This is a genomic window from Moritella sp. 36 (assembly GCF_018219415.1).
Taxonomy (GTDB): domain Bacteria; phylum Pseudomonadota; class Gammaproteobacteria; order Enterobacterales; family Moritellaceae; genus Moritella.
Window position 1 is genome coordinate 1266444 of the sequence record NZ_CP056120.1, and the last position, 17903, is coordinate 1284346.

The window sequence follows — 17903 nt, forward strand, 5'->3', positions numbered from 1 at the left end:
GTATGAGAGAATATATGGAAAATGGACATAAGCATATTTTGAGGGGGCTGAAGTGCTAATACAGAAGGGATATTTCGAGTTAGCGAGGCTAGCTAACTCGTTCGTTGATAGGGGGGAGTATCGGCTAACGCGTCGTTTCTTTATACAAACGCTGGCAAGCTAAACCATTTTTATGGAATAAGTGGCAGCGGTGTGCTGGAATACCAATATCTAGCTTTTCATCTGCATCAATCGACAGGGTATCAGCGACGCGATAAATCACATCTTCGTCACAGCCTTCAATGTGCAAATAGACTTGTGTCTCATTACCCAGTTTTTCTACCACGATAGTTTCACCCGCAATGACGATATCAGCGTCTTCAACTGGTACTAAATGTTCAGGGCGAATACCGAGGTACATTTCATCACCGGCATTCACCGTTTTTCCGTCAACCGGGATCCAAATACTCTGGCAATTAGGTAACAGTACTTCGACACGTTCGGCTTCGACAGCTTGGATATGCCCGTTAATGAAGTTCATTTTTGGTGAGCCAATAAAACCTGCCACAAAAATATTTTTAGGGTAATGATAAATCTCCAATGGTGCTCCGACCTGGGCCACATCACCACCGTCGAGTACCACGATCTTATCGGCCATAGTCATTGCTTCAACTTGATCATGGGTCACGTAGATCATCGTGCAGCCCAGTTGCTTGTGTAGTTTGGCTAATTCAATGCGCATTTTTACACGTAACGCTGCATCTAAATTCGATAGCGGTTCATCTAATAAAAATACTTTTGGTTGTGATACCAAGGTACGACCAATCGCCACGCGTTGGCGTTGACCTCCGGATAAGGATTTCGGCTTACGATCTAATAATGGTGCTAGTTGCAGAATGTCAGCGGCATGTTTAACGCGATCTTTGATTAGTTGTTTATCTGCTTTCGCTAATTTTAAGCCAAATGACATGTTATCGGTTAAATCTAAGTGGGGGTAAAGGGCATAAGATTGGAATACCATGCCGACACCACGTTTTGAGGGTTCGATATCATTCATACGTTTACCGCCAATAAATAAGTCACCAGAGGTGATATCTTCAAGGCCTGCAATACAGCGGAGTAAGGTTGACTTGCCACAACCTGATGGACCAACGAAAACCACAAATTCACCATCATTTATTTCGAGATCTACGTTTTTAGAGATAAGTACATCGTCATATGCTTTACATACATTTTTTAACGTGACATTTGCCATCTCGTGAGTCCTTTTTATGATTAATTATAATATCTTACACAGCATTATTCGATGTTGATAGTGTGTTTTATATGCCCTTATACTGCATCATCCTTGGCAAAAACTTTTAGGGTGGAGAAGATAGGAGGAGTGCATGGATCACATTTTAACAATAGCTGTCTAATTACTACTCCAAATAGGTACTTGATCGCGTTTTAGTGTGCGAACCATCGCATTTTTATCGCCTTTATTAACCAACTAAGTAAAATTAATCGTTCAAGTTCACGCTTTTGGCTTTGCAGGGGTTAGGCGTAGGATAAAGGATGATGTGAGCCGAGAGCTTTTGGATGACTATATCCTCCAACGCAGACAGCTTGTCTGGTAAGTTTGAAAGCTAATTTAATAAGGATATAAGTGATGAGAAAAACCTTAACCGCGGTAGCACTACTAACTGCAATGAACTCTTTTTCTGCTTTTGCTGCTATTGAAGAAGGCCAGTTAACGATTTGGATTAACGGTGATAAAGGTTACAACGGTCTTGCTGAAGTGGGTAAGCAGTTTGAAGCTGATACTGGCATTAAGGTGACGGTTTCGCATCCAGATAGCTTACAAGACAAGTTCCCTCAAGTAGCTGCTACAGGTGATGGTCCAGATATCGTATTTTGGGCACATGATCGTTTTGGTGGTTATGCTCAGGCGGGTTTATTAGCTGAAATTAAGCCATCAAAAGAGTTAAAAGACAGCATGATTGACTTTACTTGGGATGCGGTTAAATACAAGGGTAAATATATCGGCTATCCAGTGGCGGTTGAATCGTTATCACTTATCTACAATAAAGATTTAGTTAAAACCCCACCCAAAAATTGGGAAGACGTAGCAGCATTAGACAAGCAGCTTAAAACCCAAGGTAAGTCTGCGATTATGTGGAATCTAAAAGAACCATACTTCACTTGGCCGTTAATGGCGGCTGACGGTGGTTATGCCTTTAAAGCGAATGCCAACGGGTATGATGTAAAAGATGCGGGTGTGAATAATGCGGGCGTTAAAAATAGTATGCAGTTAGTACAAAAACTATTAGCCGATAAGGTTATCTCACCGGATATGGATTACTCGGTGTCAGAGTCTGAGTTTATCAAAGGTAATGTAGCACTGACGATTAATGGCCCGTGGGCATGGGGTAACATAGACAAGTCTGAGATTAATTATGGCGTTGCTCAGTTGCCGAGGTTTAATGGTAATCACTCTAAACCGTTTGTTGGCGTATTAACGGCGGGTATTAGTACAGCGTCACCAAACAAAGATTTAGCGGTTGAGTTTATTGAAAATTATTTATTGACCAATGAAGGTCTGGCTACAGTGAATCGCGACAAACCATTAGGCGCGGTGGCATTGACGTCATACCAAGCACAGTTAGCGAGTGATAGCCGTATTGCTGCTACGATGGATAATGCGATGAACGGTGAGATCATGCCGAATATCCCACAAATGAATGCATTTTGGGGCGCGACTAAAAACGCGATTATTAACATTGTCGATGGTCGTCAATCTATTACTGATGCATTAAGTGATGCAGAGAAACAGATGACTAAATAGTGTTTTTAAGTACTTCCTGTTGTAGTGATAGGAAGTTATAAAATAAGAGGATAGATTATCTCTCCTCTTGCTGTTTATATCCGTTGCATTAAATAAATGATCATCTGTTTAGTGTGATTGGTATTATGAGGTAGGTTTTTCCATGCAGACTGTTAAAGTAGCTGAAATTCTGGGTGATACACCAGACTCTCAACAGACTTGCGACCAAGTCAATTCTAGATTTTTTTCTCCGCATTTTATTAAATGGTGCACTCTCACACTTATTGGGTTAATGAACGGTTATGCGTCGGTATTGATGTACTCACGTGGTGAAACTTCGTTTGCGGTATTAACGCTTATTTTGACCTCGTTAGCTTTGTATATTTTTGGTAGTAAAAAGACGTACGCGCACCGCTATATTTATCCAGGTGTTGCAGGCATGATCTTGTTTATTGTTTTTCCGCTGGTGTATACGGTAGGTATCGCATTTACCAATTACAGCGCTAAAAACCAATTGTCTTTTGAACGCGCGCAGTCAGTGTTACTTGATAGTACTTATCAAAGCGGTGACAATTATAAATTCGATTTGTATCGTAGTGAAAATGGCTATCGTCTTGCGATTAAAGACGGTGCGCAATTATTAGTGACTGATGAGATAAATTTTACGCAGCCAGCAACCCGGCGTTTAGTGCTTACAGCGGTGGATGACGTTGTTGGCAGCAAAGCGAAAATAAAAGAAATTATCAAAAACCGTGCAACGTTAAACTCGGTGGATTTAGTACTACCTAATGGTAATGAAATTCGCATGAGCGGGTTACGTAAATTTGCCGCAGTACAACCGCTTTACAGTGTAGAAAGCGACGGGACCACGTTAATTAATAATAAAGATAAAACGGTATTGATCCCGAATATGGACATTGGTTTTTATCAAGCTATTGATGCCGAAGGTAACTATATTGGCGACCCATTATCACCCGGCTTTACGGTTGTTATCGGTACTGCCAATTTTGAACGTATTTGGCAAGATGACGGTATTAAAGAACCCTTCATTAGTATTTTCTTTTGGACGATAATTTTCTCTGGGTTATCTGTGGTTGCCACGGTGATCATCGGATTAGTACTTGCCAGTATCGTGCAGTGGGAAGCGTTACGTGGTCGTGCTATTTACCGCATGCTGTTAATTTTACCTTATGCCGTACCGTCATTTATTTCTATCTTGATCTTTAAAGGTTTATTCAACCAAAGCTTTGGTGAAATTAATATGGTGTTAGAAGCCATGTTCGGTCTGTCGCCAAGTTGGTTCTCGGATCCTATTTCAGCGAAAGCCATGGTATTAATGGTTAATATTTGGCTCGGTTTCCCGTACATGATGATCTTAAGTATGGGCATGTTGAAATCAATTCCGGATGATTTATATGAGGCATCGGCGCTTGATGGTGCTGGGCCGTTACAAAACTTTAAGAACATTACGTTCCCGATGATGATGAAACCATTAATGCCGTTAATGATTGCCAGCTTCTCGTTTAACTTTAATAACTTTGTATTGATTCAGCTGTTAACACAGGGCGGGCCAAACATGATTGGGACTAGTGAACCGGCGGGTTATACCGACTTGTTAGTCAATTATACCTATCGTATTGCCTTTGAAGGTGCTGGTGGTCAAGACTTTGGTTTAGCCAGTGCAATTACAACGCTTATCTTCTTGTTAGTGGGTGGTTTAGCGCTCTTTAATTTACGTTTCACCAAGCTGTCAGAAAAGTAATCGACAGCAATAACCTACAAAATATGAGGAGTAACAGTATGGCTATGGTACAAGGTAAATCATTAAAATATCGGGTATGGGCTGCTCACCTAGCACTGTGTGCACTGCTGGTGGTGATTATTTTCCCTTTGGTTATGGTAGTGGCAATTTCGTTGCGTGAAGGTAACTTTGCGACGGGTGGCATTATTCCTACATCACCTACATTAGATCACTGGCGTTTAGCGTTAGGGTTCTCGGTAACGAATGCGGATGGCAGTATTACACCGCCACCATTCCCTGTGTTGTTATGGTTGTGGAACTCGGTAAAAGTAGCTGCGATATCGTCGGTGATGATTGTGGCGTTGTCGACCACCTCTGCGTATGCATTTGCACGTTTACGTTTTGGTGGTAAAGACACTATTTTAAAAGCAATGATGATCTTCCAGATGTTCCCAGCAGTATTAGCGCTAGTGGCGTTATATGCTTTGTTTGATAAGTTAGGCCAGTATGTACCTTTCTTAGGGTTGAATACCCACGGCGGTTTGATCTTCGCCTATCTGGGTGGTATTGCTCTGCATGTATGGACAATTAAAGGTTACTTCGAGTCGATTGATGGTTCATTAGAAGAAGCTGCTGCATTGGATGGCGCAACGCCTTGGCAAGCATTCCGTTTAGTATTGTTACCCTTGTCAGTGCCTATTTTGGCTGTGGTCTTTATCTTGGCATTTATTGCTGCGGTAACAGAAGTACCAGTAGCTTCGTTATTATTGTCTGATGTGAATAACTACACTTTAGCTGTTGGCATGCAACAGTATTTATATCCACAAAATTACCTGTGGGGTGACTTTGCCGCGGCGGCAGTGTTATCTGCATTACCTATCACGGCGGTATTCTTAATGGCGCAACGCTGGTTAGTTGGTGGCTTAACATCAGGTGGTGTGAAAGGGTAGGTTAACTCATGTTGTAATGCTTCATATATAACGAAAGTTATGTGACGAAATCGAGAGCATTGAAGCCAGCGGATGATTAATTCTTTGTGATAAAGAAATCGTTGTCCACTGGTTTTATTTTTTGCGTTAAGTTTTTGTCAGTACAAGGAATTACATTAATGTGCTTCAGCAAATTCTTCTTACTTCCTCACTTCTCGTTAAGGTTATCTCTGTGCTCACAAATATCATAAATAGCGGTGTTTCACTATGCTATTTTTAACGGTAATAAGGCAAAACATGATGCACCTATCATTTAATTTAAATACAAAGAGTAGGCTGAAGATACTTTAACTTCTTGATCTCTTCGGAGAAGTTATTCAATGACAATTCCCATCATATTAGAGAGATATTATGAAGCAAGCAAATGTTTACCATCCATTTTTGTTTTCAACTTTCAATCACGATCACAGCCTAAAACTAAGTGATTTAAAATGGAAAGCTTTTGAGTCTCACGATTTTTTAGGAGATGGTGAAGATTGGGCGTTGCTGTTAGAAAATATGCTTTCAGAAAAGAATCCAAGTTTGTTAGAAAAACTGACATTTGGTGATGAAACGCTGATGTTTAGCATTCACAGTGAAGACAAAGAGGCATTGCATGCAATTGCTGATATGGTCTTTGAATTTTATGATGATGATGATTTATTAGATGCATGTATTGCCCGTTATGCTCAGTACGAATTTGAACCCGAATTTATAAGTAAACCTAGCTGATACCTAAGGTGTACCTGATTTAAACGTTAATAACTATACCTTAGCAGTCGCTATGCAACAGTATCCTTGTAATAGTTTTTATATAACGAAAGCCAGCAGATGATGTACTCTTTATTTGATTAAGACGTACTGTCCGCTGGTTTTTTTGCGCTCGATTTTTACATTAACGTGTTTCGAACATGAGTGCATCGCGACAAGAGATACGGTACCTTGAGTGACATTCGACTAACAATACGTAGTACATATATTAATAGTCCCCGGTAGTTGAGTCGGGCGTATAAAGCAATTATATACTAAGGAGTAATTCTAAAATGGATTTAAAAATTAATGTTATAGACGCATTCTCTGATGCTACTTTTAAAGGTAACCCTGCCGCTGTAATTATTACTGAAAACTGGCTATCACCTGAGCTAATGCAATCAATTGCTGTTGAGAATAATTTGTCAGAAACGGCATTCGTCAAAAAAGTCGATAGCCAACATTATGAAATACGCTGGTTTTCACCTATAACAGAAATTGATTTTTGCGGGCATGCAACTCTTGCCGCCTCATTTGTAATCTTTGCTGAAAATAACGACTTAAAAACGATAAATTTTTTTGCTGAAGCGGTTGGGAATTTATCGGTTACAGAGACAGATACTGGCTATATCCGAATGAACTTTCCAAATAGGAAACCTGAAGTCATTAATGATGTACCATTAGCCTTATTGAACGGTTTATCAATTAAGCCAATAGAAGTGCTATTAAATGACCAAGCATATTTCGTTGTTTATGAACAAGAAAGTGATGTACTTTCAGTTGAACATAACAATGAACTACTAAAACAACTTGCCCCCTATGATGTAGTCGTTACATCTAAATCTACTGAGTATGATTTTGTTTCTCGTTACTTTTGGCCTGCAAATGGTGGGGATGAAGATCCGGTAACTGGATCTATTCATACCGGTTTAGCACCATATTGGGCTGATAAATTAAATAAACCTGAACTCGTTGCCTATCAAGCATCTAAGCGCGGTGGAAAATTAATATGCAGTGTTGAAAGTGATAAGGTTTATATTTCAGGTAAAGCTGTTCAATACTTAGAAGGAAAAATAACGGTTTAATGGTTATTATTTTATAGGAAACTATTAAAAACGCCTAACAGGGCGTTAATCTAAATTAAGTTATATTTCCAGTAATGCGAATTATACCCTTTGAAAATAAGCACTAAACCATTTCAGTTATGGCTTAGTGCAATAGCACTAAGCGCGATTGGAGTGATTTTTCATATCCCCACTCTAATGAACTAAATATTTGCACAAGTCTATGTGATATTGATTATTATTACCGTTAGGTGGTCAAATATGTACCAAAACTTGAAGTCAACTTTAGAAAAATAAAACGTAACGTTACCGGCTCATGGCTAATTCGACCGCGCTAGAGACTATTAATATTCGCCTTTATTTATCCCGCTAGATTGTTTACATTAACGCCCATCAGAAAGCATGTATTTAACATGTCATCAGCACAGAGAATGGTTGTAATAATGAATAGACAACAAGCACTGCAACAGATTATAGCCTTTGGTGAACAGCGAGACGCTGCGGTTACGGCTCTGGCTAAGTTTGGTTGGGATCCGAGTTTTGAAGTGATTAGCGTCGATAGTCACGCGCTGATAGTAGTATTAACCAAGTATATGTCGGGCGTGATCTCGGCTGATGATTTAGAGCTTTGGGCTAATTTTATAGAGTGTCGGGATGAACTGGATTACAGCGAGATTGACGGCTATATTTATGCGCTAGCAGATCCTGAGCTGATGGGGGGGATTAGTTTAACAACCATAGACAAAATGTTAACGCTGCTCTGCTAATAGTTCGATGCTAACAGTACGATATTGACATCGACTGCTAGCATGTAAGTCATCTCTTGCTAGTACTAATAGCCAATCATCTTCAATAAATTCTCAGCAGTTTCAATCGCCTCTCTACGATTAGCAATATTCAACTTTTGATACAGATTACGAATATGGGTTTTGATGGTCGTGGACGCGACATCTAACTCTATCGAGATCTGCTCATTGCTGTAACGAGAATAAATCAAGCCAAGTACTTGCCATTCACGATGTGTCAGTGGGCTGGTGCGGATTAGTTCTGGCAGGTTGTGATTGTTCAATAGCTTATGCACAAAGTCTTTATCAAAATAAATCGCGCGGTTGTGACGTTTTATCGACATTTCAGCAAGTAGCTTTTCAGCGCGATAACGTTCTAACTCGGCCATATTACCTTGTTTTAATAAGCCGTTAAGTAATTCTGCAATCACTTTGGCATCAGTCAAGAAATCGCAAATTGAGCTGGTGGTATTTGCCAATGTCAGTGCGGTTTTTAACTTGTCTAACGCTTGTGTTTGGTCACCGGATTGACTGTAGAACACGGCTTCCAAGGTAGCATTTTTTTGCTGTTCGAAAACCAGTTGATGACGCGTTGCCGCCTGTTGTAAATGATCGAAGATCTGGAGTGCTTGGCTATAGTTCTCCGTTAACATATAAGCGCGTGCCAGATTACGACCGTGACTCTGCGTAAAGTGATTACAGGCATTGTCTGCGACGGGTTGGCTTTGTTGCAACCATTGCTCAACTTGGCTGTTCAGCCCTTTAGCTTGCCAGTATAACAATTGCGAAAAGTTAGCATTGGCTATCCAGTCTGCATGGTAATCGGACTGATCGATAAGCTCGCCACACAAGTCGATATAACGACCTGCTTTATCCAGTTCTCCACGGGATATGTGTACGCGCGCTAAGATGGCATACGATTGTAAATATTTGGACTGACAATATTTAGGTAACACATTTAACCCTTTATGGGCGAACTCTTCTGCAAGATCTAAATGATTCCAACGCCAATAGATCTGACTACGAATGCGTTGTAAAAATTCATACAAGGGCAGTTGCTGAAGATGTTGTTTGTCAGCCAATTGGTCTGCACTGTCGAGTAATTCAAACGCGGATTGAATATGGCCTTGGGCAATTAAAATCTCACTTTGTTGTAACAGCGACCATAATGCTTGCGGGTAAACATGGTACTGGCGCGCCATGCGCTCTGCTTGTTGCATCATGGCCAATGCACGGTCTAAGTGGCCGAGTACATGGTTGACTTCACCAATCACCGAGGTCGCGACAATTTGGCTGCGATAATTACGGGGATCTAACTGTTCCAGGGCATTTTCAGCCAGTTGTAATGCCAGTTCTGGGGTGTTTTGGTTAATTGCTACTTGTGCACGCAGGGCATTAAATTCGCCTTGTTGGGTTAAGGTTAACTCAATATTACGCTGTTTTAATTCGATTAATGCTTGCGCGAGTAAATCACCAACTTGATTATAACTGTGTTGGCTTTGGGCTAACCAAGCACGTAATAACGGCAGGTGGGGACTTTGGTATAAGGTATCCGGTTGCAGCTGGCCAATGGTGGTTTCTAAATTGGCTAACTCACCCTGATTAAACATGTGCCAACCGTGTGCTAATAAGATCTCGGCGGTTAACGTGCTGTCTTTAGCACGTTGGGCATGAAACAGTGCTTGTTGGGGGTTATCGTGTTTTAACCAAGCGCGCGCTGCGTCTTTATGTAATTGCTTGCTGCTCTGTGCAAGCTTGGTATGGCGTTGGTGTTTAAGAAAATCAGAAAATAAGTTGTGAAACCGATACCAATTCTGTTCGCCTTCGAGGGAGTGTAAAAATAACCCGTGCTTATCTAATGATTCTAATAAGTTGTTTGCCGCTTCATTATCAAAGAACTCAGTGATTAAACTGGTATTGAAAATGGTAAAGACTGAGCATTGCATTAAAAATACTTGTAAGGGTTTATCTAATAAATCAAATACTTCTTCAGCCAAATAGTCCCACAGGTGGGATTGCTTGATTTGTGAGATCCACTCCGTCGATTCGGCCACACTGTGTTGTTTCTGTTTTACTTGCAGGGCGATTAATTGTAATGCCGATGGCCAGCCTTCGATTTTCTGTTGTAATTTTTGGATTTCAGTATCGCTCATGTTAAAGCCAATACGTTGTTCAAAAAATTGTATAATTTCTTGGTCGTCAAACGCTAATAATTCACTGTCGAGTTCGATAAGCAGATCGCGAATACGCAAGTTTGCGGTATTCAGGGGTGGTAAAGTACGACTAGTGACGACTAGCGTGCAGTTCGCTGGCATGTATTTAAGGAAGAAACGTAAGCCTTCATGGATTTCATCATTGTTAATACAGTGATAGTCATCTAAGACCAGATAAAACTCACTTTTATAGTTTGTTAGTTCGGCAAACAGTTCACTAAATAAATTAGGCAGCGAGCTATATTGGCGACGTTCGGCCAATGCTTGAGAATTGATGCAGGCTTGCTCAGTGACTTTATTAATGGCTTGAATAAAATAGTTCACAAAACGAAATGTATCGTTATCGGTTTCATCGATATTAAACCAACCTACTTGGCTGTTGTCTTTGAGCCATTGTGCTGCCATGGTGGTTTTACCATAACCTGCAGGTGAACGAAATAAGACTAATTTATTAAATGCTGCGTCTTGAAGATGACCTAAAATACGGGTGCGAGAGATTGAATTGTGTAAGCGAGTTGGGCGATTTAATTTTGATGTTATCCACATAAGCTGTTCTTATTTGTCAGAGTATAAAGGCGAGGTCGCGTCTTGCTGATTTTTATTTTTATTATCAATACTTATATAATAACTAAACCAGATGCTAAAAACGGTGATAGGGTTATAACTTGTTTCATTTTGTTACATTTAGATGTGGTGATAATGCGACTAAAATCACTTAAATTCGTTCATCCTCCCCCATAAACTGCGAACTCTATCACGGCTACTCGCACGCCAGCCTAGAAATAGATGTGTCTACGCCTAAACCACTCCTCCTTTAATTTATCAATGCAGGAGGATGTTGCTGTTTACGCATTAAGGCAAGATTCATCTCATTGAAAATTTATTTAGTTTTAACTTTGAACCTGTAGCATTAGCATTAGGATGTAAGATGAAATCGACAGTAAACAAAAGCTTTGATAAAACAGCATTCCAAGCCGCCGTTAATAAATACTTAACGACAAAATTAGTGACATTACCAGCGCAAGCGAGTGCACATACGTGGCGCTTAGCGATGGAGTATGCGCTAGCTGAAACAACGACGATGAATTTGCTTGCGACAGAACAAGATACCAAGATAAAAAATGCCCGCAGCGTTAATTATCTCTCATTAGAGTTCCTTATTGGCCGCCTTACTGGTAATAACCTTATTAGCATGGGCTTGTATGAACAAGTCACAGTAGCAATGGCTGAGTTTGGTCAAAACCTCACTGATTTATTAGAAGAAGAGCGTGATCCAGCATTAGGTAATGGTGGTTTAGGTCGTCTGGCTGCTTGTTTTATGGATTCACTGGCAGCGGAAGAATATCCTGCGGTAGGTTATGGCTTACATTATGAATATGGCTTATTTAAGCAAAGTTTTAATGATGGTCGTCAACAAGAAGCACCGGATGAATGGCGTGATGAAACAGGTTACCCTTGGGAAGTTATTCGCCCTGAACTGGCGCAAAACGTCGGGTTTTATGGTCATGTAGAAGAGTATTTAGATCGTGATGGTATCAGTCAACGTCGTTGGGTTCCGGGTTTACAAGTAGAAGGCATGGCGTGGGATTTACCGATTGTTGGTTACAATAATAATTCTGTTTATCCACTGCGTTTATGGGAATGTCGTGCACCAGCGCCGTTTAATTTGAACCGCTTCGATGAAGGTAATTATGTTGCAGCACAAGCAAGCCATATTCAGGCAGGCAATCTCACCAAAGTGCTATACCCAAATGATAATCATGACAAAGGTAAAGAACTACGCTTGATGCAGCAGTACTTCCACTGTGCTTGTTCTGTGGCTGATATTTTACGTCGTCATAAAGCCGCGGGTCATTCGATTATGGATTTAGCTAAGCTAGAGTCTATTCAACTTAATGATACCCACCCAACGATTGCCATTCCTGAGTTATTACGCATCTTACTTGATGAACATAAACTAAGTTGGGATGACGCATGGGCGATTAGCTCAAAAACATTTGCTTATACCAACCATACCTTATTACCTGAAGCACTAGAAACCTGGGGTGAGAACTTAATGATGACGTTGTTACCACGTCATATGGAGATCATTTTTGATATTAACTTACGTCTGATGGGGGCTGTTGCAGATAAATGGCCGGGTGATGTGGATAAGTTACGTAAGCTTTCAATTATTCAAGAAGGTGGTGAACGTCGTGTTCGTATGGCTAATTTATGTGTAGCAAGTACGTATGCCGTTAACGGTGTCGCAGCTATGCACTCAGAGTTAGTGAAGCGTGATTTATTCCCCGAGTTTAATGAGTTGTTCCCGGGACGGTTACATAACGTGACTAATGGTGTAACGCCACGTCGTTGGTTGAAGTTCTGTAATCCACTACTGTCCGATCTAATTAGCAGCAAAATTGGTTCGGGTTGGATCAGAAATCTAGAGCAGCTAAAACAGTTAGAATCATTTGCGGATGATCGTGAATTCCAAACTGACTTTATGCGCGTTAAAAAAGCCAATAAACAACGCCTAGCAGATTGGGTTGCTGAACATATGGATATAACCCTTAATCCTGATGCCATCTTTGATGTACAGATAAAACGTCTGCATGAATATAAACGCCAGCACCTTAATTTACTGCATATCTTATCTTTGTATCATCGTTTAATTAACGATGCCACTTTCACTATGCAACCAAGAGTGTTCATTTTTTCTTCAAAAGCGGCACCAGGATATGAGTTAGCTAAAGAAATTATCTTTGCGATTAATAAGGTCGCAGAAAAGATTAACAATGACCCGCGAATTGGTGGTACCTTAAAAGTAGTATTTTTGCCAGACTATCGCGTCAGCTTAGCTGAAATTATTATCCCGGCAGCGGATGTATCTGAGCAGATCTCAACGGCGGGTAAAGAAGCCTCGGGTACCGGTAATATGAAGATGGCACTGAATGGTGCGTTGACGATCGGGACGATGGATGGTGCCAATGTTGAGATCCGTGAAGAAGTGGGCGATGACAACATCTTTATCTTTGGTCTTAACGTTGATGAAGTGAAAACACTACAGTCTCAAGGTTATAACCCTTACGATTATTATGACGCTGATCACTTATTACGTGCTTCGCTGGAACTGCTGGCGGGTGATGAATTTACGCCAGGTCAATCTGGACTACTGAATGCCACACGTCATAGCCTGTTAGAAGGCGGAGACCCATATCTAGTATTGGCGGACTTCGCTGATTATGAGCAGGCACAAGCACGTATTGATAAGCAATATTGTGACCCACAGGGCTGGGCAAAAATGGCAATTTTAAATACAGCACGTAATGGTAAGTTTAGCTCTGATCGTAGTATTCGTGATTATGCTAACAACATTTGGCAATTAAACGCGGTTAGTCGTTAAGTATTCATGGAGGATAAAATGGAACAAAGTAATGTGCTGAAAAAAGTTGCTGAACAAGCAGGTATCGCAGATAGCTATACCAATGCTTGGGGTAACAATGAAGTCGTCTCCGATGACACGCTAACACGTTTATTAGCTGCGCTAGGCTACGATACTAAATCGGAACAAACACTACTCGCGTCAGCTGATAAAAAGCACCAAACACCAATTTTAGCGGCTGTAAAAGTAGTTAAAGATGGTGACCCTATTCATATTGATTTGAATTTGGGTCAAAGCGCGCGAGTTAGTGATTTTAGCTGGCAGCTTGAAACGGAACAAGGTGAGGTTGTTGAAGGTTATCTGCAATCGCAAATTGTTGCCGATACCCGTGACGAAGGCGGGGTACTTACCTTTTCGTTACCCAATGATCTTGCTTTGGGCTATCACAAATTACAAGTATTACGCCGTCGTCGTAAATCGGCTTACGAAATGACGCTGATCATTGCGCCCAAAGCGTGTTACAAACAACCCTCGATTGAACAAGGCTGTAAGTCTTGGGGCCCAAGTGTGCAGTTGTATACTTTGAAAACCGATCATAACTGGGGTATCGGTGATTTTGGTGACCTGAAACAGTTGGTGGCTGATATTGCCGCGCGTGGTGGTGATTTTGTTGGTTTAAATCCTATTCATTCTTTATTCCCAGCTAATCCCGAAGGCGCGAGTCCATACAGCCCGTCATCACGTCGCTGGTTAAACCTGTTATACATAGATGTGACTGCAGTGCCTGAATTTGCATTGTGTTCAGCTGCCCAACAACGTGTTGGTAGTAGTGAGTTCCAGCAAGATTTACATGCTGTTCGTGCCACTGAGTGGGTTGACTATAGTGAAGTTTCACGTTTAAAAATGAGCGTGTTACCGCTGTTATTTAGCGAGTTCCAACAACGTCATTTGGCGACGAATAGCACTCGAGCACAAAATTTCTTAGCATTCGTGGCGAAAGGTGGGAATAGCTTATTACATCAAGCAAGCTTCGATGCCCTACATCAACAGCTACATGATAAAGATGAAAGTGTGTGGGGCTGGCAAGTATTCCCTGCTGAATTGGGTGATATTAATAGCGATGCAGTACAAATATTTATTAAGCAAAACCAGTCCGCTATCCAACGTTATATGTACTTGCAATGGGTTGCGGATGAGCAGATAGCTGATGTACAAAAATTCGCATTAGAACAAGGCATGAACATGGGTCTTTACCGTGATCTTGCGGTTGGGGTCGCTGATAGTGGTGCTGAAGTTTGGGCTGATGAAGGTACTTTGTGTCAAGATGTTAGCATTGGCGCACCACCTGACGTATTAGGGCCTTTAGGGCAGAACTGGGGCTTGCCGCCGCTCAATCCAGCGCAATTAAAAGCCACGGGTTATGATGCCTTTATTCAATTATTACGTGCCAACATGCAGCATTGTGGTGCTTTGCGGATAGATCATGTATTAGGGCTGCTACGTCTGTGGTGGATCCCCAAAGGTGAAAGTTCCACATCTGGCGCTTACATGTATTATCCGGTTCAGGATATGCTGTCTATTTTGGCGTTAGAAAGCCATCGTCATCAGTGTGCTGTGATTGGTGAAGATCTTGGCACTGTGCCTGATGAGATCGTGAGCTTGTTAAGTGACGCGGGAATTCATTCTTATAAAGTCTTCTTTTTTGAAACCGCAGAAGATGGTGGCTATTTTTCACCGGCCCATTACCAACCGCAATCAATGGCAACACTGTGTACCCATGACATGCCGACACTACGTGGCTTCTGGCATTGTGAAGATCTTAAATTAGGTCAAACCATAGGGCTGTATCCAGATCAAGCACAGCTGGACGGTTTGTTTGATGATCGCTGCAAATCGAAACAAGAAATACTCAATAGTGTGTCGTGGCACGGTAATCTGGCGGAGTCTGTGGGACGCAATGCAAATTATGTTCCTATGGACCAAGCACTGAGTAACAGCTTACAATTACATTTAGCAGCAGGTTCAAGCAGTTTGTTAAGTTTACAGCTTGAAGATTGGCTAGCCATGGATAAGCCTGTTAACGTACCGGGAACGGTAGATGAATACCCGAACTGGCGTCGTAAACTATCAGTAACATTGGATGACATGTTTAGCTGCCCTAATGTTAATTATTTAGCTACAGAGTTGACTGCCGCACGTGCAAAAGCCAGTGATGAAGCAGAACATCGCGAAGCAGTGAACAGCTAATCGTAGTAGAAAGGAAGTTTTAATGCAGTTGGTTGCAAATGTGGCAGTGATCCACAACCTTGAAGCATATTCTGGCTTGATGCCAAGTATGGAAACATTACATACCCCAAAACTAATGCACAAAGAGATGGGGGCGCAGTGTGTCAGTTTTATGCTCGACGGTCAGCGCGTATCGGGTGTGCGTTTTTTAGTGTTTGCGCCGCATGCCAGTAAAGTCAGTGTAATTGGTGATTTTAATGATTGGAATACTAACGACCATGCCTTGCGTCAATTGGACGCAGGGCTATGGGGTGTATTCATTGCTAACTTAAACATTGGTGAGCGCTATAAGTTTGCCATTGTGGATAGTAATGGTAAGAGCTTGCCATATAAAGCCGATCCATGGGGGGCACATGCAGAGCAGTACCCTTCATTTGCATCCTTGGTGTATCAGCAAGATAGTTATCAATGGCAGGATGATACATGGCAACAACGTGCAGTCACCGAAAAGCACAAACAAGCATTATCATTTTATGAACTCCATGTAGGCTCTTGGCTGAGAGATACAAACGATGAATTTTTAAATTATCGCCAATTAGCGGAAAAACTGATTCCGTATCTGCAAAAAATGCATTATACCCATGTTGAATTGATGCCAATCTCTGAGCATCCGTTCTATGGTTCTTGGGGTTATCAGCCGATTGGACTATTCGCCCCAACCAGTCGTTTTGGTCACCCTGATGATTTTAAGTTTTTTGTTGATCAGTGTCATCAAGCGGGCCTTGGCGTTATCATCGATTGGGTGCCTGCGCATTTTCCTGAAGATGATCACGGTTTAGCGAATTTTGATGGCACGCCATTATTTAATGATCCCGACCCAAAACGTGGTTGGCATCAAGACTGGCACAGTTATATTTATGACTGCGGTAAAGATCATGTGCAACGATTTTTAGTGTCGAATAGCTTGTATTGGTTAGAGCAATTTCATGTCGATGGTATTCGCGTTGATGCCGTCGCGTCGATGCTGTATCTGGATTATTCGCGTAATGATGGCGAGTGGATCCCTAACTGCGATGGCGGCAATCATAACTACGATACCATCAAGGTATTAAAGTGGATGAATGAAGAGATTTATAACCATTTTCCTAATGCCATGACGATTGCAGAAGAGTCGACGGCATACCCTGGGGTATCGAAACCGACTTTTTTAGGTGGTTTAGGGTTTGGTTTTAAATGGAACATGGGCTGGATGCACGATAGCTTAAACTACATGCAGGAAGAGTCAATTAACCGTAAATACCATCACGATACCATCACGTTCCCGTTAGTTTATGCATTTAGTGAAAATTATGTATTAGCCTTATCCCACGATGAAGTTGTTTACGGTAAAGGTTCTTTATTGGGTAAAATGCCCGGTGATGAATGGCAAAAATTTGCTAATTTACGTGCTTATACGGGTTATATGTATGGTCAACCGGGTAAAAAACTTAACTTCATGGGAGCTGAAATAGCGCAATCACGAGAGTGGAACCATGATGGACAACTGGATTGGGGGTTGCTACAACATGCCAACAATGCGGGTGTGCAACAATTGACTGCAGATTTGAACCTGTTGTATCAGGCGGAAGTTGCACTGTATCAACTTGATTGCGACCCTGCGGGTTTTGAATGGCGCTTACAAGATAATAAAGGCGAAAGTGTGTTAGCACATGAACGTATTAGTGAGAGTGGCGAACGTATCTTGGTGATCAGTAACTTTACGCCAATACCAAGAGATAATTTCCGTCTCGGTGTACCGAATACAGGTCGTTATGAACTGTTATTAAATACAGATGCTGAATGCTACGCTGGCAGTAATTATCCGCTGGTAAGCAGTGCTGAGAGTGAAAAAGTACAGAGTCAGGGACTTCGCGAGTCTGTGCGGTTAACATTACCACCACTGTCAACGGTATTTTATCGTTGGGTACCAGCTAGCTAAAATAGCAGAAAATTGAATAGTAATCGATG

11 protein-coding genes are annotated in these 17903 nt (G+C 41.4%); 9 read left to right on the plus strand and 2 right to left on the minus strand.

Annotation, left to right across the window (positions count from 1 at the left end):
- Window positions 1-124 precede the first annotated feature (124 nt).
- Entirely contained in the window at window positions 125-1234 is a 1110-nt protein-coding gene (gene malK, locus HWV03_RS05825) for a maltose/maltodextrin ABC transporter ATP-binding protein MalK (RefSeq protein ID WP_211678898.1), read from the minus strand.
- 396 nt (window positions 1235-1630) lie between these two features.
- Between malK and malE the strand changes: the two genes are divergently transcribed.
- From malE to HWV03_RS05855, 6 genes are all read left to right on the plus strand, one after another.
- On the plus strand, window positions 1631-2806 hold the full coding sequence (gene malE / locus HWV03_RS05830) for a maltose/maltodextrin ABC transporter substrate-binding protein MalE (protein WP_211678899.1): 1176 nt from the start codon (window positions 1631-1633) through the stop codon (window positions 2804-2806).
- A gap of 142 nt (window positions 2807-2948) precedes the next feature.
- Window positions 2949-4547: a maltose ABC transporter permease MalF gene (gene malF, locus HWV03_RS05835; protein WP_211678900.1), complete on the plus strand. Its 1599-nt coding sequence runs from the start codon at window positions 2949-2951 to the stop codon at window positions 4545-4547.
- 38 nt (window positions 4548-4585) lie between these two features.
- Window positions 4586-5476 (plus strand): maltose ABC transporter permease MalG, encoded by an 891-nt coding sequence (gene malG, locus HWV03_RS05840; protein WP_211674501.1) that lies wholly within the window; start codon window positions 4586-4588, stop codon window positions 5474-5476.
- Between the two features lie 390 nt (window positions 5477-5866).
- Window positions 5867-6226 (plus strand): Imm51 family immunity protein, encoded by a 360-nt coding sequence (locus HWV03_RS05845; RefSeq protein ID WP_211678901.1) that lies wholly within the window; start codon window positions 5867-5869, stop codon window positions 6224-6226.
- A 311-nt stretch (window positions 6227-6537) separates the two neighbouring features.
- Window positions 6538-7329, plus strand: coding sequence for a PhzF family phenazine biosynthesis protein (locus tag HWV03_RS05850; RefSeq protein ID WP_211678902.1), 792 nt, complete (start codon window positions 6538-6540; stop codon window positions 7327-7329).
- Between the two features lie 422 nt (window positions 7330-7751).
- A complete protein-coding gene (locus HWV03_RS05855; protein WP_211678903.1) occupies window positions 7752-8075 on the plus strand; it encodes a hypothetical protein in 324 nt (107 codons plus the stop codon).
- Window positions 8076-8140: 65 nt separating this feature from the next.
- Here the strand turns inward: HWV03_RS05855 and malT are convergent, their stop codons facing one another.
- Window positions 8141-10852, minus strand: coding sequence for an HTH-type transcriptional regulator MalT (gene malT / locus HWV03_RS05860; RefSeq protein ID WP_211678904.1), 2712 nt, complete (start codon window positions 10850-10852; stop codon window positions 8141-8143).
- A 382-nt stretch (window positions 10853-11234) separates the two neighbouring features.
- Between malT and HWV03_RS05865 the strand changes: the two genes are divergently transcribed.
- The 3 genes from HWV03_RS05865 to glgB are packed head-to-tail and all read left to right on the plus strand — an operon-like array spanning window position 11235 to window position 17874.
- Window positions 11235-13691 carry a glycogen/starch/alpha-glucan phosphorylase gene (locus HWV03_RS05865; RefSeq protein WP_211678905.1) on the plus strand — a complete coding sequence of 819 codons (2457 nt, stop codon included), beginning with the start codon at window positions 11235-11237 and terminating at the stop codon, window positions 13689-13691.
- A gap of 18 nt (window positions 13692-13709) precedes the next feature.
- Window positions 13710-15917 (plus strand): 4-alpha-glucanotransferase, encoded by a 2208-nt coding sequence (gene malQ / locus HWV03_RS05870; protein WP_211678906.1) that lies wholly within the window; start codon window positions 13710-13712, stop codon window positions 15915-15917.
- A 22-nt stretch (window positions 15918-15939) separates the two neighbouring features.
- On the plus strand, window positions 15940-17874 hold the full coding sequence (gene glgB, locus HWV03_RS05875; RefSeq protein ID WP_211678907.1) for a 1,4-alpha-glucan branching protein GlgB: 1935 nt from the start codon (window positions 15940-15942) through the stop codon (window positions 17872-17874).
- Window positions 17875-17903 lie beyond the last annotated feature (29 nt).